This window comes from Alkalinema pantanalense CENA528, from assembly GCF_050753345.1.
Lineage (GTDB): Bacteria > Cyanobacteriota > Cyanobacteriia > Leptolyngbyales > Leptolyngbyaceae > Alkalinema > Alkalinema pantanalense.
Genome location: NZ_JBLZFX010000023.1, coordinates 20812 through 42607, shown reverse-complemented (window position 1 = coordinate 42607; position 21796 = coordinate 20812). Strand labels below are relative to the sequence as shown.

Genomic DNA, 21796 nt, shown 5'->3' with positions numbered 1-21796 from the left:
TTATATAGCAAGTTCCGTAGATAATTCAGCCTAAGCGTTCTCGAGATCCTGTAGAAAACTCGAACTCTTTTAAATAGGATTGGGTTGCAGAAGATTTTGGGTCGTATATTATCAACTTCTTGATTCCTGTCTGATTGATTTTTAGATTAAATATTTCGCAACGTAAACTAAATTTTGCGTCTTAAGTAACGGCTTTTCCATAAAACGTTAAATGATTCCGCAGGAAATCCACCTTCGATCGAATCCCTCCCTAAGATGGGGGGTATTACACGGAGCATGGGGTCGATCGCATGGACACGCTACAAACCCAAGTTACGTTGCTCAATCAAAAGATGGATGCATTATTCCAGGCGATTGAAGAACTAAGTCGTCAGGTTTCTAATGCACTCGGTGAGATGCGAGCAACTACCCAAATCCATTCACGTTCGCATAGTGGTGAAACGAATCATCATCGTCACATTTTGGATGATCTTTCCGATCACAAAGATATTTTGATCGATAGTAACGGCGCGGAAACGATGGCTGCAAGTAGCGATCGAATCATGTCCCCGGAGTTGCAAATTCAACGGCTGACGGCTCAATTGACCGCTGCTTACAATCGAATTGCAGCCTTGGAAGAACAATTATTAGCTCGTCGAATTTCTTAATCTTGTAGATGCTGTTGACGGTCTAATAGATCTTCCACGGCAGTTACGAGTTGTTGATTATTCCACTGTTGGTAGAGATGGGCTGCGATCGCGCAGCCACCTGCTCCTACGCCTTCTTTGACAAATCCCTGTTCATAGACTTGTAACTGGGGATAGCGGGACTGGGTAAAATCTAACGCAGTGGCAATCAGTGGAACCTTGCCAATACTTTTACTCAACCCGATCGTATCTCCGGTGGGATCTTCCGCTACCCAGCGTGTGGTTCCCACAAGGATATTCTCAGGGTTCCAGACAAACTGCTGCAAATTCTGTCGGTTTCTATGATCGGTTTCAAAATCTGAAGTTCCATGCTGCTGAATGCGTTGGGCGAGGGCATAGACCGCTAACATTTGTGTTCCCCCTGCTAGCAGTACACCACAAAACGAACTGGCCGCAATCATCATACCAGCGACTACAGGTTGCATGGGATCCCCGATCGCGGCCAGTAGTTGTAAGGGATATTGGGCATCGTTCGGGGAGAGGATAAGATTTTGCAGCGCTGATTGAACTAACTGTTGCTTTTGGGTGTGGTTGCAGGTGGGATGGCTACTATTGACCTTGCCTAGAGCTGGAATGCCCAATCCCAATAGTAATGCCAATGCAGTTGTTGTGCCTCCGACAACGCACTCCCCAATAATGAGATAGCGATTTTGCAAATGCTGGCCTAATTTTTGGCCGAGTTGAAGTCCGGTTTGAAATAAATGCTTCACTGTCGTCAGATCCAAGGCTTGACCGGTGCTAAGACAACGGGCTGCCTCTCCCCCGCAATCAATAGAGGGAATGGGGGGAGAATCTAATAATCCAGCATTAACGATATGGGTAGGGATGGAAAGTTGCTCCACGATCGCCCGAGAAATCAACGTCGGCGAAGCCCCAGCTTGTAAGGGGGGTAAGGGATAGCGGGGTTGGGATTGCACACCGTAATAGAGAAATTCAGCATCGGCAAGGGCCGTATGGCGTCGATCGTTTGGCGTTGCCCCCGCTGCGGAAATGCCTGGAATCAATCCGGTCTCTGTAAATCCCAGGACACAAACAAATTCTGGTTGTTGTCCTTGGTAGCACTGAAGCCAACGTTCTGCCTGCGATCGTTGTGTATAGATGTTAATCATCCCAATCAATTATCCAGTCAATTATCGGGTCGATTATCCAAAGTATGGCGTACTTGCAACGATTACTCATCCATCAACACTTGTATCCATTTGGGCGGATCGGGAATGGGATTGCCAAGGCGATTGCATAGAATATAAGCCACTACATGCACTAAGCCAACATAGAGGATATTTTTGATGACGATCGCGGTCACCGTTAGCCCTTGAACTAAATTCAAACTCGGCTGTTGCAGAATGCCCAGAACATTAAAAATCCATTCCACAAACCCCGTGACCTGAATCGTGGCATAGAGCCATAGGTCATCCCCTAGCAAAATTGATACTAGCCAAATCCGAAAAAAGGTTCCAAAGGTCGTCAGCACCGTGCCTATAAAAATGGCAAAGCTCCAACGGCTGCGACGAAACCATAGGCTCCCAAACGTCCAACCCAAAACACCATAGGGCATCAAAAACTGAATCGCCCGCACAGGCCCCATCAACACACTTAACAGCAAAGTTGACACGAGCACCCCCATCCCTGCCGCCCGATTGCCCCATCGCAGATAAATAATCGCGATCGGCAGCGGAAAGAAGAGCAGCATTGGCCCTAGGGGAAAGTAAAAATTGACCAACCACAGCAAGCCCGCAGCACTGGCCAGAAAAGCAGTTTCCACCATGACGATCGGGCTATGGGGATCAACCCCCTGCCGCTTAGTTTCGGGGGATTGTTCCAAATTAGGCACAATATCATCGATCCAGCCCCGATCGTCATTGGCTTCGGGAGAACCTTGGGAATTGTTGGGAATAGGAGCAGTCATGCCAGCGGCTTAGGATTCAACAGATCTAATGTAACGTTAGTTCGAAATTGTCACATTCATAAAAAAAATCACGCACCCACCCACCTACTCGTTCTACCCTCCTACCCACCTACTCGTTCTACCCTCCTACCCCTGCACCACCTGTACCTTGGCTGCACAAGCCTTTGCTCGATTGCGTGCTTCCTCGATCGTCTCGCCCAAGGCCAGCGCCACCCCCATGCGACGGTTGGCATAGCTCTTGGGCTTACCAAAGAGCCGTAACTTACTCGTCGGTACCTGTAAAGCTTCTGCCACGCCTGTGAATTGCGGATTCTCCGTCGATTCCGTCCCCAGAATCACGGCTGAGGCACCGGGTTTAAGCAGGTCAATTTCGCCGATCGGCAAACCCGCGATCGCCCGCACATGCAACTCAAATTCGGACATGTTTTGGCTAATCAGGGTTACCATGCCCGTATCGTGGGGGCGGGGGCTGACTTCACTGAAGTAGACCGTCTGTTCCCCAGCGGGATCCCCCTCAATGAATAATTCCACTCCAAACAGTCCCCAACCGCCCAAGGCTTCTGTAATTTTGGCCGCGATCGCCTGACATTTCGCCAGGGTTGCTTCTGACAGCGGACAGGGTTGCCAGGATTCGCGATAATCGCCGCTAATTTGCACATGGCCGATCGGCGGGCAAAAATGGGTGCCATCGATCGCCCGTACCGTCAGCAACGTGATTTCTGTGTGGAAATTGACAAACCCTTCAATGATGACCCGATCATTCTGCGTCCGTCCCTTGGCGTGGGCATAGTCCCAAGCGGGGAGAACATCCGCCTCCGTCTTCACTGTACTTTGGCCTTTGCCCGAGGAACTCATCACGGGCTTGACCACGCAGGGCAGCCCAATTTCCGCGATCGCCGCTTGGTATTCCGCTGCGGTATCTGCAAAGCGATAGGGCGAAGTTTTCAATCCCAGGGTTTCTGCTGCCAGTCGTCGGATCCCTTCCCGGTTCATGGTCAGAAACGTAGCGTTGGCCGTTGGAATGACTCGCCAGCCCTGCTTTTCCAGTTCAATCAACGTCGGTGTTGCGATCGCTTCCACCTCCGGCACGATGAAACTCGGTTGCTCCTGTTCAATTACCGATTGCAGGGCGGATCCGTCTAACATGCTGATCACATGGGAACGGTGGGCGAATTGCATGGCTGGGGCATCGGCGTAGGCATCCACTGCAATCACTTCAATGCCTAACCGCATCGCTTCGATCGCCACTTCCCGCCCCAATTCCCCTGAACCAAGGAGTAACAGGCGTTGCGCTCCGGGTTTGAGGGGGGTTCCCCACGGGGATAGGTCAGCAGTAGAGGGTACGGCAGGTTGGTTCATAGCCATTTTCCTAAGCAGTTTCCTAAGCAGGTGCACGCTGGATTATCTCACTCCTCGGGGACGCAACCGATCGCCAGCCGCGTTACACATTGCAATCTTTGACCATCCGTCTTATTACAGTTCTGCAATCTTTGACATTCTGTCTTTTGACCCGGTAAATCCTTTCTTAACAGAATGGGGGACGGTAATCCTCGAGCGTAGAACACTGGTACTCAAATGTTAAGAAAGCTTTTTCTGGGATTGATCGCGATCGTTGCCACCCTTTCCTTTGCCCTGCCATCCTATGCTGCCGATGCTGCCGCAGGTGCTAAGGTTTTCGCGGCCAACTGTGCAGCTTGCCATGCTGGTGGACGCAATGCTGTGAACCCCACAAAAACTCTGCAACAGGCTGATCTCGACAAATATGGGATGGCTTCCGCAGAAGCAATCATCAAACAGATCACGAACGGCAAAAACGCCATGCCTGCCTTTGGTAGTAAGCTCCAACCAGAGCAAATTGAGAATGTGGCGGCTTATGTACTGGCTCAAGCCGGTAATGGTTGGGCAAAGTAAGGAGATAGGCACAGCCGAACCTGGGTAAGGTCTGACTTGGGCAAAGTAAGCACCGGGCAAAGTTAATACGAGTAAGGTACACAATGGATCAAGTCTGACCTTTGTGAGTGAACTTTGTGGGGCTGTGAGTCAGAGTTGCCTGTGAGTCAGACTGCCATTAATTGTCAATATTCACCCTAGGAAGAGGCTTAACCATTCTTAAGCCTCTTTTCTCTTTGACCTAGCGACTGCGTCTCTTGGGGTTTCTGCTGTAGATGCTTATTCTGTTTGGGGCAACTTTTCCGGTTGTTTGGAGGTCTATAGAGAAGATAGAGTAAGAGCAACTATTGTGCAAAATCACCGTTGCGCAAAATGACCGTTTTTGATCCTGATTCCCTCTAGGGTCGTCATCATTCATCCTAGAAAACCTAAGGGATGAGCCTTACTGTGGCCGTTCCAACCGCACAAGCTAGGGGTTGAAACCTCTAATGCAAGCGTGTCTAGCACCTCAATGATGACAGCCCCCAGTGGTTCGCCAACCATGGATGGATGAATAGTTAGGGATTTGCAAAGAAATAATATCCCCTCTTCATTCCCCTACCCTCCTACCCTTTTACTCTCCTACCCCTACCCAATTGGGATTTTATTTATGCGCTATGCCCTTATGACCGGAAAGGTTCTTTTGGGAAGGAATTTTGTCCCTCAAAGCAGGGGTTTTGTCCCTCGAAAATGTTGGCCTAACCCCTCGTTTTAGGAGCAGATCCGCTAGGATACATTTGTTGTGAAATCCATCTTTGGATTGATGCTGAAATACGGGTTTTCGGTTTTCTCGATCATTCTGGCCAGGATCGGTCTAGATTAGTAAGAACTCAAGTTGATTTGGACTTTATAGGATATGCGATCGCAGTTTCTGGGTATCGTGGGCGGTGTAGCGCTCAGCCTCAGCCTTGGTGGGGTGTTTAGTGGAGTGGCCACAGCGGCAATGACGGACGGTCAAGTGTCGCGAGTGGTGGAGTCTCTTCGGCAGGTTGGTGTACAAAGTCCCAAAAGTGAGGGTCTGTATAGTGATTGGCGCGTTAAAGCCACCAATATCCCCATTTGGTCCAAGTCTTGCCTAGGGAAACCCTTAACGCCGCAGCAGTTCAATGATAGTCCTGTCACCGCCCGCAACATTGTGAACTGCGTGATTAAAGACGTGGCGACGACGGAAAATCAGCAGGCCAACGGCGATGAAGCGTTGACTGTGAGACGGATTGCAGCTTGGTGGATGACGGGAGATAGCAGCCTTTACAATAGTCCTGGTACTGCTGCCTATACGAATCAAGTCCTTAGCTTGTACCAACAATCCCAAGACAAGCCTGCCAATACTGCTAAGCCCACAGGTAACACCAAGCCTACGGACAGCGGGGCGACCAGTTCCAGTACTGCGGATAAAACGGTCAAGGTGTCCGCAGGGCGCAGTACTGCCTACGATCGCTACATGCAAGTGGGCTACACCGCCACCCAAAAGCGTAACCATCGCACAGCTTTAATCTTTTTCCGACGGGCACTGGACGAACGTCCCAATGATACCTACGCGATACAAGCAATTAAGAACGTAGAAGCCTATCTGGCTCAAGGTAAGGGTAGCACGGCTGCCTCTCCATCCGACAATCAACCGTCCCCGGAACCCCCCAAACCCTAATCAAGCTGTTATTCGATATTTTGTTGGAAAGGTGCTGGCTTGAAATTTGCTTGAAATTTGCTTGAAATTTGTTAAGTCCGTCTTGATTGGAGACCGATTGATGAAACGTTTAGCTGCTTGGGCGATCGCCTGTTCAATCCTAGTGCTGCCGAATGCTGCGATCGCTGCGGAATGGAAGAAAATTACTGAAAATTCTGTCAAAGATACCTTTTTCATTGACACCAGTTCAATCCAGCGTTCTGGCAATACGGTGACCTACTGGGAATACCGTGAGTTTCCAGAGCCTAATAATCCTTTTTTAGAAAATACGATCGAGGAAGCGCTCCATGGGGTTGTGATTCGGTGGTCTGCGGATTGCAGCTCCAAAACCCAACGCCTCCGCCGAGTTAATGCGTTTGGCAAGGATCGGAAATTGATCCAGCGATTTGACTATGGAGATACAGGCACCTTAGTGCAGCCGCGTCAGGGTAGCAGTGGTTACGAGGTTTTACAGTATGCCTGTGCCCAGCCCGTCACCTAGGTCGCCGGGGGGGCCGGGGGGGCCGGGGGGATGTCAGCATTCTACTTCAGTCAACCCTACACTTCACTCGCTATACTTCACTCGCCGTTCAACCCCTTAATCCTCACTTTTTTTCTTAGGACGGTTTAGCTCTTGGCTTTTGGCTTTTGCTGCTTCGTAGGCGGTTTGGTATGCCTTGCCGCCTAGCATGACATCGCCGTAGTACTCGTAGGGCATTTCTCCATAAATAGGGAGTGGATCGTCTTCTGGGTAATCCTCTTGTGCTTCTTCGATCGCAGCTTTAAGTTCTTTGAGGGTCAGTGATTGGGCAGAAAAATAATACAAATCTTCTGCCTTCTGTTTAAGTTGATGGATATTGGGATCCACTAAGCAATCTGCCAGTTCCAACCAGCAATGTTCGATCGGTTGAAAAGGCGTACCGGGAAATACCAGAAAGCCCTGTACATACAGCACCTCTTCTCCTATCTCCAAGGCAGCTTGGTACGCAGTGTCAAATGGAGATTTGCCCTTACGACCGGTTTTTTGGGCGATCGCGCGGGATTGTTCGAGATTTAGAGGTTTATTCATAGAGACTGGAAATACCGAAACACAGGCTAATCGGCTAATAGCGTAGCGTAGCGACTGACGACGATCAAGCCACGATTTCAAGTCAGAACGTTCTACTGGAGCGTTGGATTACTGAATTAATTTTTGATTTAAGCAAAGAAATAAATCTTTCAAGGTCTTCAACTCGTTCAAATCAAAGGTTGGACACAACTCAACCCCAAACTGACCTTCGAACTCTTCACAGAGATCCCATTCCCAGTCATACCAACAAACCAAGGGAATATGAAGATCCTCAATCAGGCGATCGCTCGGGAGCAACCGAGCCGCTTCTAAGCCGGAGTACGTTTCTAATTTGCTATAGAGAAACTGAGCCAGTTCCGGTTTGATACCTAAAGGCTCCCAGAAGCAACGATACCAATCATGGGATCCGTAGGCAGAGCGATCGCGCAAGGTTTTATTAATTTTTCGGCGCAGTTGTAGGTCGGGCCTCATATCGGGATAGGTCCGGATTGCTTGCCACCAATTGTTAAACTTGCGCCACATGCGTATAGAGAAATCGAAGTTTGATGCGTAACCCACGCCCTCAGTATTCCCCGCACCTTTGGAAGAATTGAAATCGTCGGGGAATTGACATGGGAACAAAACTTGAAAAACTCTATCACGCTGCTCGATCGGGAATTAGCCCCAGTCCGGCAGCTAGTTTGGCTGTGCCATAGGCAGCTTCGGTGTAAGGAGCAGCTTGTACAGGGATTCCGAGAGATTTTGCCCGAATTTGCGTCCAAGTCGTATTTTTTGCCCCTCCTCCAGCTGTATAGACCTGCTGTAAGGGCGTCGCGCCGAGGTCTTCTAGTAAGCGATAGCCTTGGGTCTCAATGCGGGCGATTCCTTCTAACAGTCCCTGCAAAAACTCTTTAGAACTGGCTGGACGGGGTGCCAAGCGGGGGGGCAAGGTTGGATCGTTAATGGGAAAGCGATCGCCGGGTTGGAGTAAGGGGTAATAATCATACTGAGTGGGCTGGTTTGGATCGATTTGTTGACTGAGTTGTGCGATTTCGGCATCGGTAAAAAGTTTTCGGAGAACCGCGCCTCCCGTATTTGATGCACCGCCCACGAGCCACAAGTTGCCTAGACGATGGCTGTAAATGCCGTAGCGGGACACCTCTAGTCGCGTGGAACTCAATAGCTTCAAGACCAAAGTGGATCCCAACGATGTTACGGCTTCCCCTGGCTGCTGGGCTCCACTGGCTAAAAAGGCTGCAATGCTATCGGTAGTACCCGCATGGATCAGACAAGTGGCTGGAATGTGAAACCGTTGTGCTAGGGGCGATCGAATCGGCCCGATCGCTTGGCCTGGAGCCACAACCTGCGGCAGTAGGGACTGGAGGGAATGAGTTTCTAACCAGCTCGGATAGGCCAAGGTTTCTACGTCATAGCCCAGTTTGAGGCTATTGTGATAGTCGCTGATACCTAACTGTCCATGGAGTAAAAAACTGAGCCAGTCAGCTTGGTGGAGCAGACAGCGAGCCTGGTCAAAATAGGGCTGATCTGCAAACCACAGGAGTTTGGCGAGGCTAGAAGTGGCGCTGAGGACAGTGTGATCAGGCGGTGCCAGGGTTTGCAGCATGGCAACTTTGTCAGCGGCGCGACTATCGTTGTAGAGAATGGGGTCTGAGATCGGTCTACCTAACGTATCGCAGACCAGAACGGTAGACGACGTGCCATCGATCGCAATGCCTGCCAAGTTCGATCGCACGCTAATGGGTAATTGTTCCAACAATCGATAAAGAGTTTGTTGCCAGAGATCGGTCAGGGGCTGATCCGGCAGGGCTGCGGGATACTGAAGGGGAACTTGGGCTTGAATTGCGCCCGTAGCGTCGATCGCGATCGCCCGTGCCCCAGAGGTACCAAAATCAATTCCTAAAAACAAAGCACTCGATCGCATGGATAGGGAAGATGGAAATCAGTTTAAACCCCTACGGCTTATCTAATTTGCTGTAGCTAAACCAACAAATTGTCTGCAATTTTCTTGAAATATTTAAATTTTCTCCCATCTTATTTGATGGAATGGGTCAATTCTCAACAATGGTTAAAATATGTTCATCTCTGCTATACAATCTCGTTGCAATTTTCTAGAATAGATACTTTCAAAATGTTGTTTTTCTTCTCAAGAGTTGTCCATGAAGTATTTATTTGACATTGTGGGCGTTGCACCAATTTTATACTTTTTTGAACAACAACAGGAACGGTCTAGTCAGATACATCCAGTCCAAGTGGAATATGTTTTGAGTAATCGCTGTACGTTGGATGCTGTATTAACTTCGATCGAGCAAATTCCTCGGAACCATGATTGGATCTTGGATGAGGTGGTGGATTCGGTGGTGCAGTTTTGGATGAATAATTTAGAGGTGATCCAGCATTGGAAAACACGCTTAGAAGATGGTGGAAAGGAACAGGTTTTAATCAGTCGTGTTGGAGATTTGAGTAGTTTACGCAATGAACTCAATTTCCTTTTCCATCAATAGCGATCGCGATTTGATATAAGGAATTCCTCGAACACTTTCCCGATGTCAAAGCAGTGATTTTGAACGGTACAGAGAGCCCCGCGCAATGCCCCCAAACCCCGTGCAACAGCAGAAACATGACTCAGGTAAGAAGCATCAGAACGACTGCCCACGGGTCACCTAAAAAGTCGATCGCTCTTGCATTACAAAAACGTAGAAAAGGACGCGATCGCGCAATGCCTCCTATCTCTGTTTTCACAGATGGGTTTCTGGGGAAGTGGGTGCTAGATCTCAATTGGGATCTAAATCGGGTGCTGTTGCAGTGAATGGATGAGCAAGCTCAGCGAGGGGAAGAGTAATCGTAAAGCAACTCCCTTCGCCCACTTGGCTGTGGAGCCCTACTTCCCCACCATGCATTTCCACAATACGTTTGACTAAGGAGAGTCCTAGCCCCGTGCCTTGGTACTGCCGATTCAAGGCGCTGTCCACTTGGATAAACGGTTGGAATAGCTTTTTGATATTCTCTGGAGCAATGCCAATGCCAGTATCAATGACAGCAAACTGAATGGCGGCGGTGGACATCGTTGCCGTGGTTGCTACCGCACTTACTTCTAGAGTAATGGTTCCGCCTTCCGGCGTAAATTTCACTGCATTCGTTAGAAGATTAATCAGTACCTGGCGCATTCGTCGCTCATCCACCCACAGATCCGGCAGTCCCTTGGGAATTGTCACTTGAAGTTGAATTTGTTTCTTTAACGCCTGTTGCCGAATAAAGACTAAGCTGGATTGGCAAAGCTGATTAATTGGGGTGGTTGAACACTCTAATGTGACTTGACCTGCTTCAATTTTAGCGAGATCTAAAATATCATTGATCAATTCCAGTAAGTGATTGCTGCTGCGTTCGATCGTGTTCAGAGCTTTGAGTTGTAGCGGATTAATCTCACCAAACACGGCATCTTGTAAGCCTTCCGTCATGCCTAAAATTGCATTCAAGGGAGTCCGGAGTTCATGGCTCATATTTGCAAGAAATTCATCCTTTAATCGGGTGGCGCGAGCTAATTGTTCATTCGTTTGTTGTAACTGTGCTTCATACTCTTTGTAATCGCTGATATCCCGACAGACACAAATCATTAAGCCTTCGTCGGTTAATGTGAGGGAGAGCCCCTCTGCAAATTGCGTACCATCTTTTCGAGTCGCGATCGCTTCGCCCTGCCAGGATCGATCGCGCCCTAATACAGGCAACACTTCTTGCCCAAACCGTTCGATTTCCTCTGGACTGTATAACATTCGCCAACTTTGGCCCAAGAGTTCCTCTGGTTGCTCGTAACCAAACAGTGACAAATGGGCTTGATTGAGATAGATATAAGTATCATTTTGTAAAATGGCAATGCCATCGATCGCCGCTTCTATAGCTGCCAGTTGGCGTTTCATCGCCTGTTCAATCTGTTTGCGATCGGTGACATCTTCAGAAATGCTTAACAAATATTGCGGATTGCCTTCTTCATCGGCAATGGCTAACTTTTTGGTATGGAGGAAGCGTACGCCTTGATGATGGGTGTGAATTTCATTTTCTAGGAGCTCTGAAACTTGTTGAGAGGCTAAAACTGCTCGATCTTGGGCTGTAAATTCATCTGCCTCTTCCGGGGCGAACAAATTATAGTTATTTTTGCCAATTAACGCTTCTCGCGGATAGCCTAAAAGTTCCTCTCCCGCCTTATTAAATCGCACAAACCGCAAATCCTTGGCTTCCTTCACACAAATCATATTGGGAATATTTTCGATAATAGAATCCAAGAATTTTTCGCTATTCTGCAACGCTTGTTCTGCTTGGCGACGATCGGTAATATCGCGCAAAATGGCACGGGTGGCAACGGGTCGATCGGCCTCGTAGCGACAGTTAATACTGCCTTCCACCAACACTTTACGCTGGTCTTTCGTAATCAACGTTAGTTCAACTTGTTCAACTCTGAATAACGTTCCCGCTTGCATGGAGTCAATCATGGCTTGATAGTGAATTTGGCAAGTGGGATGTAGCACATCAAATAGCGTCATTGCCTGAACTTCGGCCTCTGTGTAGCCCAGGGTTTCTCGCCATGCTTTGTTGACATATTCCAAACAACCCGTTGTAAGCGCAACACTTTGAATCAAGTCGTTGGCATTGTCGAGAAAGTCCTGAAGTTGGGCTTCCCGCTCTTGTAATTCTGCTGTTCGTAGGGCAACTCGATGTTCCAGTTCCGTATTGAGTTCTTCTAATGCCTGATTGGCCTGTTGGAGTTGAGCCGTGCGTTCTTCCACTTTCCGTTCTAGCTCTTCTCGGGCGATGCGAAGATCTTGCTCCACTTGCTTCAGGGAACTAATGTTCCGCAGAATTCCAATCCGCAGAAGATGGCCGCCCGGTTGAGCTAAGTGAGATTCCGAGAGTAGCATGGGGCTGGCTACGCCACTGGAATCCCAAATTTCGACTTCTGTATCCGAGGCTAACTGATCAAAATCAGCAGCCCTCGCCGTGACCAGTTGGGTGAGGGCTGGCTGGTTGAGGACTTGCATCGATCGCCCGATCGCCGCAGCCGGAGAACAGTTACAAATGGCTGCTAGGGATTGATTAATAAACAGTAAGCGATTGTCTTGATCCGCAATATAAATGCCATCGCGCACATGCTGGACGGCGTGGGTTAGTAATTGAATCAGTTCTTCAGCCTGTTTCCGCGCGATCGCTTTATCAACTGTGGTAGATAGGATTTTAAGATAATTGCGATCGGGGTCTTTAATTAAATAATCGTAAGCTCCCTGTTGCATTAAGCGTACTGCAATTTCTTCATCACCGCTGCCCGTTGCAATAATGAAGGGTAGCTTATGGGCCTGGACTTGTTCCACGAGCTCCAAAGCCGTTCCATCCCCTAAATGGAAATCCAGAATTGCGACATCAAAGGAGTCTTGGGCTAAAACAGATTGCGCCTCCGCCAGAGAAGTTGCTACGGTATATTGATAGGGAAGAAACGTCTGCTTGACGCAACGAGTAAAAGCCAATTGATCAATGACATCGTCTTCCACTAGTAGAACTTTGATGGATGGAGCAGCAGCAGAGCTCATAGGAATGTTAGAGGGTAAGTGCGAAACAAGTCAGTGCGAAACAAGTCAGCGTAAAACAAGTCAGTGTGAAACAGTAGCAAAACAGCCAGGAAGCTTAGTTCTTGATTAATTAACCATAGAATACTAGATAGTTCACTATGAACTCATCTCGTTGGGAGATTGGCTGAGTAGCCAGTATTGGTAAATAGCCTGTAGAATTTCTAGAAAGTTTTCGTAATCTAAGGGTTTAACCATATATCCTGCAACACTCAGCCTAAAACTTTCTTGTCGATCTTTTTCCTCCTGGGAAGTTGTAAGAATAATCACCGGAATCATCTTTAACACTGGATCACCTTTGAGCACTTGAAGTAACTCTAATCCATTCATACGGGGCATATTCAGATCTAGTAAAATTAGAGCAGGTTTAGGATTCTGGGCATTCCGTAAAAATTCTAAAGCTTCTTCGCCATCTTCTACGACATACAATGGGTTGGTGGCCTGAATCTCGCGAAGTCCTCGTTTGACGTTAAGGACATCGATCCGATCGTCTTCTACCAGCAGAATAGGGTCAGAACGTTTCATACATCCTCAATCAGGCAGTTTGAATCAGAAAGACCATAGGGCAGGGTAAAAAAGAACGTACTCCCTTGGCCCACTTTAGATTGGAGCCAGAGTTGTCCACCATAGAGTTCAACAATTTTTTTGACAATCGCTAAGCCGACGCCTGTACTTTCCGATTTATCTCGGGGTACTAGGGTTTGGAAAATTTGGAATACTTTGTCAAAATGTCGTTCCTCAATACCAATGCCTGTGTCTGCAACAAAAAATTGCCAGAAGTTTTCTTCCTGGGTATGACCAATTCGAATGGTGCCCTCGGGTTTGCCCATATACTTGACCGCATTGCTAATCAAATTTTGAAAGACTTGCTGAATCCGGGTGCGTTCCACCAAAACCGTCGGTAACGTGGTCTCAATCATAATCTTCATCTCTCCTGGCACAGCAACCATATCAATCACCTCCGCCACGAGTTGGTTCAGATCAACCTCGGTTTTTTCGTCTCGGACTCGGCCCACCCGAGAATATTGCAAGACGCCGTCGATTAAAGTCCCCATGCGCCTTACCCGACCTCGCATCAGTTGCAGCATTTCCTGCCCGTCTTCATCCAAGCGATCGGCATAATCCCGCAACAACCAGTCGGCTAAGGATGCGATGCCTCGTAGGGGGGCTTTGAGATCGTGGGATACGATGTAGGCAAAGTCCTTCAGTTCTTGATTTGCGATCGCTAACTCTGCCACCAGTTGATTTTGTCGCAGTTCCGATCGCTTCCGTTCGATCGCATGCAAAATCGAACGTTCCAACAGGGTTGCACTCAAAGTTTTGCCCTTCACTAAGTAATCTGACGCCCCCGCTGCCATCACCTTCTGATCAATGTCGTGATCTCCTACCCCGGTTAACAAAATAATTGGTTTTTTACAGCCCAATTGCAACGCAGCTTGTAAAAGTTCCAGCCCATTTTCCTTCCCTAGACGAAAATCTAACAAGTAGACATCATGACGATTTTGGCTAATTTCTGCGAGTCCAGCCTTGTAGTGATCTACCCAGGTAAGTTTGAAGACAACCTGCTCGGCCTCACTCAAAAAATCTCGGGTGACAATGTAGTCATCTTCGTCATCATCGACCAATAAAACTCGGCAAATCTCTGTAGCCATGGATGAACTCGTTGGAGAGGCAGAACGGTTGTGGATCGAATCATAGGGGCGAAAGATGGACAACTTGATGGTAATAAAGGGTGCTCGAGAACCGGGATACCTCAAGGGCATCCCCAAGGATCAGCCTAGGTCATAACCCGCGCAGTAAAGTTCCTGCTAGAAATTTCTTATTAAATCGGAGCCTGCTGTTGCAGGGGTAAGGTGATGACAAAGGTGGCTCCGGCACCGGGTTGACTGTAGGGAACGATCGTTCCTCGGTGGCGTTCTACAATTTTGCGGCAAATCGAGAGGCCAATGCCCGTTCCTTCATAGTCCGATCGACCATGGAGGCGTTGAAATACTTCAAAGATGCGATCGTGATACTTTTCCTCAAATCCAATCCCGTTATCGGCGACAGAGATCTTCACCTTTTCCTGTTCCACGGTTGCAGTGACCCTGACCACTGGCGGCACCCCCTCGTGGCTGAATTTAAGGGCATTGCCTAACAGATTTTGAAACAGTTGACGCATTTGCTGAGGATCGGCTTCAATCCTAGGCAATTCACCCACCTCAACAGTTCCGCCCACTCGTTCAATGCGAATTTCTAGGTCGGACAACACTCCATCAATGACATCTCGTAAATTGACCGCTGTAAAGGGTTGATTTTTGGTGGTCACCCGCGAAAAGGTAAGCAGGTTGTCAATCAGCACTTGAGCGCGGTTGGCTGCGTTCAGCATGCGCTGTAGGTAGTCTTGACTTTTTTCGTCTAGTAAATGACGCGATCGACTGTTCAGCCGATCGCCAAAGGCTTGAATTTTGCGCAGGGGTTCTTGTAAATCATGGGAAGACACATAGGCAAAGCTTTCCAACTCCTTATTGCTACGCTCTAGGCGTTCTGTGAGTTCCCGTAACTCCGCTTCCACTTTTTTCCGTTCCTCCAGTTCTACCTGCAAACAACGATAGAGTTCCGCTTGCTCTAAAGGAATTTCCAGTTGTCTTGCCAATTGACGCATGAAAGCGACTTCCCAATCCTGCCACTTGCGCGGCTGAGAACATTGATGGGAGAGGATCAGTCCCCAGAGCCGATCGCCCAAAATAATCGGGATCGAAAGCCACGCCTGCACATCAAAGGTCGCCATAAACCCGCGCATGTAGTCCACAATCTCCGCCTGCTCCCGATCGCAAATGCGGGTAATTCTGCCGTTCAGATAACTGTTGTAGCAGCTCTGGGGAAAGGCTTCCGGAGGAAAGGTGACTTCAAAAATACTGCCCCAGGATTCCCCGACCGATTCCGCAGTGGCTTTGCTGGTGCCGTCGGCAAACACTTGGAACACCACCACCCGATCGGCCTGAAGGAAGCTTCTAACTTCTTCCACGATCGTCGTTAAAATCTGGTCTAGCTCCAGGGAGCTGCGAATTCTTTGGAGGACGGAGGCCAACAAGGTGGATTGGGTCAGTTGTTGCTGGAGTGCCAAATCGCAGCCTGTCAGTTGTGTAAGGTTTCCTGCATCAGTCATAGCTTGTGTGCGGTTCTTGGGTGTGCGGTTCTTGAATGTAATGATGGACAAGCTCTGGTGTGCAATATGGGAGCGAAGGGGCAAGGATCGCGAGGGTGGTTTAGGAGGCTCGATCGGGTAACTCGACAATTTCAAACCAATAGGTGCCCAGCATTTTCATAATTTGCACCATGGATTCAAACACCACTGGCTTAGCTATGAATGAACTGACCCCCAAATCATAGGTACGCAGAATATCTTCTTCCGCCTTGGAGGTGGTGAGTACCACAATGGGAATTTGCCGTAATTCAGGATCAGCTTTGATTTCCTTGAGGGCTTCACGACCGTCCTTCCGTGGCATATTCAAATCTAAGAGAATTAAACTGGGGCGGGGTGCGGTTTTGGGATCATGATAGGCCCCGCGATGGAGCAAATAATCCATTAACTCTTCCCCATCCACGACGAAATGCAGATCGTTAGCAAGGCGATTTTCTTCTAGCGCCTCTTGCATCAGAAACCGATCGTCCTCATCGTCTTCTGCGACTAAGATTGTGATGCTTTTTCTTTTGTTAGCCATGGTCATTTCTTTGGGGTAAATGGTTTCCAGAAGCTGTCAGGAGAGACTCCACCGGGATAGATTCTATCGGAAGAGACTCCATTGGGACAGGCTCCATTGGGGCAGACTTTAGCGGCAAGGTGAAGATAAACGTTGCACCTTGATCGGGTTGGCTTTCAGCGGTTAAGGTTCCGCCGTGGCGTTCTGCAATTTTACGGCAGATTGCCAAGCCAATCCCCGTGCCTTCATAGGTGCCGCGTCCATGGAGACGTTGGAAAATGTGGAAAATACGATCGGTATATTTCTGTTCAAAGCCAATGCCGTTATCGATAATCCTTAATTCACACCAAGCTTGGTTATTTTTGGTCATGATTTGCGATCGCACCTGAATTTTGGGGGCGCTGTCTTCGCGGCAGAACTTGAGGGCGTTACTCAGTAAGTTTTGCAGAATTTGGCGCATTTGTAGGGGATCGGCTTGCACAATCGGGAGCGGATCGCAATCGATCGTGGCTTCCGTTTTCTCAATCCGAATCTCGAGATCAGACAATACCCCTTCTAGTACCTCCTCCAAATTCACAGATTCAAACGGCTGGCCCTTGGTTGTGACCCGAGAAAAGGCTAACAAATCATTAATCAAAACTTGGGCACGACTGGCCGCATTCAACATCCGCTCTAAATAATCTTGTCCCTTGTCATTCAGCGAGTCATGGCAGGTCGCTTTTAAGCGATCGCCAAAAGCCTGAATTTTGCGCAGGGGTTCCTGTAAATCGTGGGAAGAAACATAGGCAAAATCCTGGAGTTCACGGTTACTAATTTCTAACTGCTCTGCTAATTGATGCAGCTCTTGAACAGCCCGTTGACGTTCCTCCACCTCGTTTTGCAAATGTGTTTCCATCCGTTTGCGATCGGTAATTTCACTTTCGATCGCAATGAAATGCGTCAATTGGCCAGATTCAGCAAAAATCGGATTAATCTGTAACAGAATCCAATAGGGCGTGCCATCTTTGTGATAGTTCAAAATCTCGCCCGAGAAGGGTTGCTGCTGGATGAGGGATTGACGAATCTCGGCGATGGTGGCTGAGGCGGTATCTGGCCCTTGCAAAATATTTCCCGGTTTACAACCGACCACCTCCTCCAATTGGTAGCCCGTGACGCGGTAAAAACCATCATTGACCCATTCAATATAGCCTTGGGCATCCGTGACAATGACCACGTTATCGGTTTTACTGGCAATCAGAGAGAGCTTTTGTAACTCTGCTTCCGCGTTTTTCTTGGCGGTGATATCGGTGCGAATGGCTAAGTATTGATAGGGTCTACCTTGAGTATCCAGAAATGGCACGATCGTAGTGTCCACCCAATAGTCGGATCCATCTTTGGCTTGGTTTTTGATTTCGCCCCGCCAAGTATGGCCCTGGGCGATCGTGCGCCACATCTCTGCAAAAAACTGACGGGAATGGTACCCCGAATTCACAACTTGGTGAGTTTGCCCAAGCAATTCTTCCCGCTGATATTGGGAGATTTCACAGAACTTGTCATTGACAAAGGTAATGATTCCTTGGGCATCGGTAATCGCGACAATGGCAGTCTGATTTAGAGCAGCGTTGATATCCTGGAGTTTCTGTTCCGCTTGTTTTTGAGCGGTAATATCCTTGGCAATGCCCAGAAATCCCGTAATTTCATCGTGCTCCTTCCGAATGGCCGTAATCGAAAGCAGCACAGGGAACCGTGACCCATCTTTGCGAATATAGGTCCACTCTTCCTCCGAAATTTGTCCCCGCTTGGCCCTCGCGACAAAGACTTCAAAGCCAGGTTCGATCGAAGTTTCCAACTCGATGGATAACCGCCGTGATCGATCGACCACCTCTTGGCCATCATGAATCAGCGCGGGCGTCACTTTGCCCACCACTTCCGCCGCTGTGTACCCTAATAGCCGCTCGGCGGCAACGTTAAAGGATTGAATAGTGCCATTCAGATCCGTGGAAATAATGGCAAAGTTAGCGCTATCTAAAATGGCCTGTTGGAAGGTCGATAAGCCCGTCAGTTCCTGCGAAATTTGTTCTAAATATTGATTCTGTTCATGTAATGCCTGTAATGCTTGCTCTAATTGAAGGGTTTTCTTAATTGATTCCTGTTCATAAAGGGATTGCAGTTGCTCAAGGGTAGCAACCTGTTCTCGCAGTTGATCTAGTTCACTAAAATGGGTATTTCTCATCATCACTCCCAGGGATCATTCACAGAGCCCACACACAGGTTTAAGGGGTCAACGGCTGTCATTTATCGGGGTAGCCCCTTTGCAACTTGGCGCAGTGCTGCACCACGGGCCATTATTTCCTTTCGTCCAAAAACAGTCAGGTCATCCATAAGAAGCCTATTTCAACCCAGTTGAAGAGTACGAGGAGTGCGTTCTACCCATGGTTCAAGGTTGTGCCTCAATCCCCTGTGATGCGGGGTCTAGGGGGCTCGATCGCAATGAATCACGACTTAATCACAACGCAATCACAACGCGATCACAACTAATCGAAACGCAATCACAACGCAATCACAACGCAATCACAACTAAAACGTGTGCAATCGTATTGTGCAATCGTAAGCAGGATGAGGATGGGTAGAATGATCAACGAAGGACAAAAAGGAGAAAATTGAAGGAGAAATCGCCGTTATTCTAGATTTATGAACCTTATTTGTGCATAATTCATGCAATCCCGGTGGTAAAACGTAGAATGACAGTGGAGCATGGCTCCATGCCACCCAGTGAAACTTGGGATGATTCCCTCTAAGGCTTTCCTAGATATCATTATTCTACCCAGACTGCAACAGGTAGCTACTATGAGTCACAATAACTCACAATATTAAACGAAATCCTGGCGTGGATTCCATCGCGATACCTTGCAACAGGCTCTGTGATTTGGTGGCTAGACCACTTGGTAGGTAAAGCGCAATGTTGCCCAGGTTTGGTGGTCAAGGGCGATCGTTTCTGGTTGGCTGACACTTTGCGCCGTTGGACTGGCGGCTTGGAGATCCTGAAGGATGGCTTGGACAATTTCCAAGGGCCGATCGAGGGGGTGAAGAAAATTATCAGGATCGGTGGGCACACAGGCTTGAGTGCGAGAAAAGGGAGTTGTACTGGCGATCAGAAAGGCTTCGGCCATCCCCGTCGTATTGCGCACAATCCATTCCGGATTGGCTGGACTGCTCATCAATGGCTGAGTTAAACCAGGGACAATTTCTCCAAAGGCGGAATTCAAGGTCGGTAGAATCAAATAACTATTGCGCCGACTATCCCAACCGACCAAAAGCCAGTACAGCATTTGGGAACCCAAATTTTGTAGATGATATTGCAGATGACTGCCTGCGGGAACCGTTGGACTGTCTAGGGATACGATCGTCTTGGCACGGATGGGCCCTGTCATTTGCTGGGTCAATGCTTTGACCTCCGGAGAGACCATGTCCAGGGTGGCTCGAAGTCCCAGTTTAGAGGCGGTTATATTTTCTGTACTGCGGAGAATTTTTTTAGCTAAGAGGGTTTGGAGGGTTGGCGATAGACGTTTAATGGCCACTTTAACAGCTTCCCCCCGATCGCCTTGGGTGTGGGGAATAGGGGCTTGGGTGGGGGTAAAGAGCCCATAACCGACGGGAACCACCAATTCTGACATCGGTGTATTAGGCAACAGCGCAACTTGGGTTGCCTGCTCATCCATTTTGGCCAGCAGGCAGTCTGCGGCTCCCTCTCCTGCATTGATGGCAGTCAAGTAGGGAACGTTGGACAGCGCACTGACGGCATCGACCCGTTCAACCTTCGTCAGGTGCTGATCGAGGGCGATCGTTAATTCCGACTGTCGGGGTAAGACTCGGATTGATTCCTGAAGTGCTTGCCCCGGAGCGATCGCCCAAAGGTGCTCTGGGGTGGTGGATTCGACAAACCGCACTTTGGCACGTAGACCCGTTCGTTCCAAGAGTTGAACCTGACCTACGATGCCCTCCTCGGCTTGAATCAATAACAGCGATCGAACCATCAATTGTTCGAGAACCGTGGCAGGCAGCCCTCCTAACCAAGCTTCGCCAATACCCGTTTCAGGATTGACGGTGGTGATGATACCAATGCCACCACTGGAGTTAAGGGAGAAGGCCCCAGGGGCTGAGGCTTGTTCCTTGAGCTTGGTGCCCGTCAATCCTGGCGATTGGGGCTGCATGGCTGCTCGGGTCATTGCCCAGACCGTCTGGAACGGTGTGCCTGGAGCCGCCTGCCAGAGGGCCTGGGTCAAGCCATAGGTCAACCGTCCAGCGCTCCAAGAGGCAAAATCCAGTTCGGTGGCTGATTGTAGAACAGCTTGCCCAGAAGGTGTAGCGCCAGGGAATCGGTCAGTGGTGGCGGTCACAAGTAGCCCTGGAAAGGACGGCAGTTGGGAGAGGGTAGAAAAGGCTGTATCCGGAGCGGTATCCAGATCGGAGAAGTCAGCAGTGACTAAGGGAGGGCGCGATCGCAGACGCACATTGCCCTGCACGCCCTCGCCACTGGATTGAAAACTGGTATCGAGAATAGTGGTGATTTTGTCTGTGGGCAGCGCCCCTAACCACTGTGCCAATTGGGCCAAGGGTATTTCCCCTTTGTTCGCCGTCAGCAAGGTGGGCTGTCCCGTTTTGCCAATGCAGCCAAGGCCGCTGAAGTGGACGAAGACGATCGTGCTCGCAGTCGCCTGTTGCCCTAAGTGTTCGCGAATGGTTGCAGCGATCGCGTCGGAAGTGGCGGCACTATCCGCCAAGGTTAAAATATTCTCAGGCGCAAATCCCAAGCGATGAATCAAGAGTTTCTGTTGCAATTCGAGATCCGTCAGACATCCCTTCAAGCTAGCGTCGGGGTATTGATTAATTCCAATCAGCAGAGCTAATTTTTGGGGGTTCTGCCCGATCGGTGCAGCTTCAGCCGCAGGGATTGGCCAAAGGGTCTGGGATAGCACGGTTTGGCCCACGCCCAACCCCGTGAGTACCTGTCCTGATCTCCACAGAAAATCCCGCCGCTTCATGGGAAACAAGATGCTTGACTGAATCTGATCCCCATTGTAGAGGGCAAAGGGCCGCTCTGACTGTCTGGGTGCGCTGCATCCCAAGGAATGTAAAAGCCCAAAAAACACGATTTTTTAGCCTAAATAACGGAATTGAGCCAGAATTGAACTAAACCAAAACCCAACAAAACCTTAACACTGACCAAGAACGGAACAGGTCACGCTAAGCTGTAGGGCAAGTCCACCCAGCGTTC

At 49.0% G+C, this 21796-nt stretch carries 18 protein-coding genes; 5 read left to right on the top strand and 13 right to left on the bottom strand.

What is annotated here, in order from left to right; translation table 11 throughout:
• Window positions 1–290: 290 nt before the first annotated feature.
• Window positions 291–647, top strand: coding sequence for a hypothetical protein (locus ACN4EG_RS09850; protein WP_431629177.1), 357 nt, complete (start codon window positions 291–293; stop codon window positions 645–647).
• Here ACN4EG_RS09850 and cobT read toward each other — a convergent pair.
• The 3 genes from cobT to purT all read right to left on the bottom strand — a co-directional run bounded on the left by cobT (window position 644) and on the right by purT (window position 3951).
• The gene (gene cobT, locus ACN4EG_RS09845) at window positions 644–1795 is read right to left on the bottom strand and encodes a nicotinate mononucleotide-dependent phosphoribosyltransferase CobT (protein WP_431629176.1); all 1152 of its coding nucleotides are present in this window, start codon (window positions 1793–1795) and stop codon (window positions 644–646) included. The genes ACN4EG_RS09850 and cobT overlap by 4 nt on opposite strands.
• 62 nt (window positions 1796–1857) lie before the next feature.
• Complete coding sequence (locus ACN4EG_RS09840; RefSeq protein WP_431629175.1) at window positions 1858–2592, bottom strand: DUF2232 domain-containing protein; 735 nt, start codon at window positions 2590–2592, stop codon at window positions 1858–1860.
• Window positions 2593–2718: 126 nt separating this feature from the next.
• Entirely contained in the window at window positions 2719–3951 is a 1233-nt protein-coding gene (purT, locus tag ACN4EG_RS09835) for a formate-dependent phosphoribosylglycinamide formyltransferase (protein ID WP_431629173.1), read from the bottom strand.
• Between the two features lie 216 nt (window positions 3952–4167).
• On the opposite strand from purT, the gene petJ reads away from it, so the two are divergent.
• The 3 genes from petJ to ACN4EG_RS09820 all read left to right on the top strand — a co-directional run bounded on the left by petJ (window position 4168) and on the right by ACN4EG_RS09820 (window position 6686).
• Window positions 4168–4503: a cytochrome c6 PetJ gene (gene petJ, locus ACN4EG_RS09830; protein WP_431629172.1), complete on the top strand. Its 336-nt coding sequence runs from the start codon at window positions 4168–4170 to the stop codon at window positions 4501–4503.
• An 874-nt stretch (window positions 4504–5377) separates the two neighbouring features.
• Window positions 5378–6166 carry a hypothetical protein gene (locus ACN4EG_RS09825; RefSeq protein WP_431629171.1) on the top strand — a complete coding sequence of 263 codons (789 nt, stop codon included), beginning with the start codon at window positions 5378–5380 and terminating at the stop codon, window positions 6164–6166.
• Between the two features lie 100 nt (window positions 6167–6266).
• Window positions 6267–6686 carry a surface-adhesin E family protein gene (locus tag ACN4EG_RS09820; RefSeq protein ID WP_431629170.1) on the top strand — a complete coding sequence of 140 codons (420 nt, stop codon included), beginning with the start codon at window positions 6267–6269 and terminating at the stop codon, window positions 6684–6686.
• A gap of 96 nt (window positions 6687–6782) precedes the next feature.
• On the opposite strand, the gene ACN4EG_RS09815 is transcribed toward ACN4EG_RS09820, so the two are convergent.
• The 3 genes from ACN4EG_RS09815 to ACN4EG_RS09805 form a co-directional block, all read right to left on the bottom strand.
• Window positions 6783–7253, bottom strand: coding sequence for a hypothetical protein (locus ACN4EG_RS09815; protein WP_431629169.1), 471 nt, complete (start codon window positions 7251–7253; stop codon window positions 6783–6785).
• 108 nt (window positions 7254–7361) lie between these two features.
• Window positions 7362–7775: a hypothetical protein gene (locus tag ACN4EG_RS09810; RefSeq protein WP_431629168.1), complete on the bottom strand. Its 414-nt coding sequence runs from the start codon at window positions 7773–7775 to the stop codon at window positions 7362–7364.
• 115 nt (window positions 7776–7890) lie between these two features.
• Entirely contained in the window at window positions 7891–9174 is a 1284-nt protein-coding gene (locus ACN4EG_RS09805) for an FGGY-family carbohydrate kinase (RefSeq protein WP_431629167.1), read from the bottom strand.
• Between the two features lie 235 nt (window positions 9175–9409).
• Here ACN4EG_RS09805 and ACN4EG_RS09800 point away from each other — a divergent pair, with 235 nt between their 5' ends.
• Window positions 9410–9754 carry a hypothetical protein gene (locus tag ACN4EG_RS09800; protein WP_431629166.1) on the top strand — a complete coding sequence of 115 codons (345 nt, stop codon included), beginning with the start codon at window positions 9410–9412 and terminating at the stop codon, window positions 9752–9754.
• Between the two features lie 270 nt (window positions 9755–10024).
• On the opposite strand, the gene ACN4EG_RS09795 is transcribed toward ACN4EG_RS09800, so the two are convergent.
• From ACN4EG_RS09795 to ACN4EG_RS09765, 7 genes are all read right to left on the bottom strand, one after another.
• The gene (locus ACN4EG_RS09795; protein ID WP_431629165.1) at window positions 10025–12823 is read right to left on the bottom strand and encodes a PAS domain S-box protein; all 2799 of its coding nucleotides are present in this window, start codon (window positions 12821–12823) and stop codon (window positions 10025–10027) included.
• Window positions 12824–12958: 135 nt separating this feature from the next.
• Complete coding sequence (locus ACN4EG_RS09790; protein WP_431629164.1) at window positions 12959–13384, bottom strand: response regulator; 426 nt, start codon at window positions 13382–13384, stop codon at window positions 12959–12961.
• Window positions 13381–14511 (bottom strand): sensor histidine kinase, encoded by a 1131-nt coding sequence (locus ACN4EG_RS09785; RefSeq protein ID WP_431629163.1) that lies wholly within the window; start codon window positions 14509–14511, stop codon window positions 13381–13383. Before ACN4EG_RS09785 ends, ACN4EG_RS09790 begins: the two co-directional genes overlap by 4 nt.
• A gap of 170 nt (window positions 14512–14681) precedes the next feature.
• Window positions 14682–16007: a sensor histidine kinase gene (locus tag ACN4EG_RS09780; protein WP_431629162.1), complete on the bottom strand. Its 1326-nt coding sequence runs from the start codon at window positions 16005–16007 to the stop codon at window positions 14682–14684.
• Between the two features lie 100 nt (window positions 16008–16107).
• Complete coding sequence (locus ACN4EG_RS09775) at window positions 16108–16563, bottom strand: response regulator (RefSeq protein WP_431629161.1); 456 nt, start codon at window positions 16561–16563, stop codon at window positions 16108–16110.
• Entirely contained in the window at window positions 16556–18754 is a 2199-nt protein-coding gene (locus ACN4EG_RS09770) for a PAS domain-containing sensor histidine kinase (protein WP_431629160.1), read from the bottom strand. Before ACN4EG_RS09770 ends, ACN4EG_RS09775 begins: the two co-directional genes overlap by 8 nt.
• 700 nt (window positions 18755–19454) lie before the next feature.
• The gene (locus ACN4EG_RS09765) at window positions 19455–21671 is read right to left on the bottom strand and encodes a caspase family protein (protein WP_431629159.1); all 2217 of its coding nucleotides are present in this window, start codon (window positions 21669–21671) and stop codon (window positions 19455–19457) included.
• Window positions 21672–21796: the final 125 nt, after the last annotated feature.

Excerpts from the sequence above, each read along its gene's own strand:
- ACN4EG_RS09850 (WP_431629177.1), top strand. The coding sequence starts at position 291 with ATGGACACGCTACAAACCCAAGTTACGTTGCTCAATCAAAAGATGGAT.
- cobT (WP_431629176.1), bottom strand. The coding sequence starts at position 1,795 with ATGATTAACATCTATACACAACGATCGCAGGCAGAACGTTGGCTTCAG.
- ACN4EG_RS09840 (WP_431629175.1), bottom strand. The coding sequence starts at position 2,592 with ATGACTGCTCCTATTCCCAACAATTCCCAAGGTTCTCCCGAAGCCAAT.
- purT (WP_431629173.1), bottom strand. The coding sequence starts at position 3,951 with ATGAACCAACCTGCCGTACCCTCTACTGCTGACCTATCCCCGTGGGGA.
- petJ (WP_431629172.1), top strand. The coding sequence starts at position 4,168 with ATGTTAAGAAAGCTTTTTCTGGGATTGATCGCGATCGTTGCCACCCTT.
- ACN4EG_RS09825 (WP_431629171.1), top strand. The coding sequence starts at position 5,378 with ATGCGATCGCAGTTTCTGGGTATCGTGGGCGGTGTAGCGCTCAGCCTC.
- ACN4EG_RS09820 (WP_431629170.1), top strand. The coding sequence starts at position 6,267 with ATGAAACGTTTAGCTGCTTGGGCGATCGCCTGTTCAATCCTAGTGCTG.
- ACN4EG_RS09815 (WP_431629169.1), bottom strand. The coding sequence starts at position 7,253 with ATGAATAAACCTCTAAATCTCGAACAATCCCGCGCGATCGCCCAAAAA.
- ACN4EG_RS09810 (WP_431629168.1), bottom strand. The coding sequence starts at position 7,775 with ATGTGGCGCAAGTTTAACAATTGGTGGCAAGCAATCCGGACCTATCCC.
- ACN4EG_RS09805 (WP_431629167.1), bottom strand. The coding sequence starts at position 9,174 with ATGCGATCGAGTGCTTTGTTTTTAGGAATTGATTTTGGTACCTCTGGG.
- ACN4EG_RS09800 (WP_431629166.1), top strand. The coding sequence starts at position 9,410 with ATGAAGTATTTATTTGACATTGTGGGCGTTGCACCAATTTTATACTTT.
- ACN4EG_RS09795 (WP_431629165.1), bottom strand. The coding sequence starts at position 12,823 with ATGAGCTCTGCTGCTGCTCCATCCATCAAAGTTCTACTAGTGGAAGAC.
- ACN4EG_RS09790 (WP_431629164.1), bottom strand. The coding sequence starts at position 13,384 with ATGAAACGTTCTGACCCTATTCTGCTGGTAGAAGACGATCGGATCGAT.
- ACN4EG_RS09785 (WP_431629163.1), bottom strand. The coding sequence starts at position 14,511 with ATGGCTACAGAGATTTGCCGAGTTTTATTGGTCGATGATGACGAAGAT.
- ACN4EG_RS09780 (WP_431629162.1), bottom strand. The coding sequence starts at position 16,007 with ATGACTGATGCAGGAAACCTTACACAACTGACAGGCTGCGATTTGGCA.
- ACN4EG_RS09775 (WP_431629161.1), bottom strand. The coding sequence starts at position 16,563 with ATGGCTAACAAAAGAAAAAGCATCACAATCTTAGTCGCAGAAGACGAT.
- ACN4EG_RS09770 (WP_431629160.1), bottom strand. The coding sequence starts at position 18,754 with ATGAGAAATACCCATTTTAGTGAACTAGATCAACTGCGAGAACAGGTT.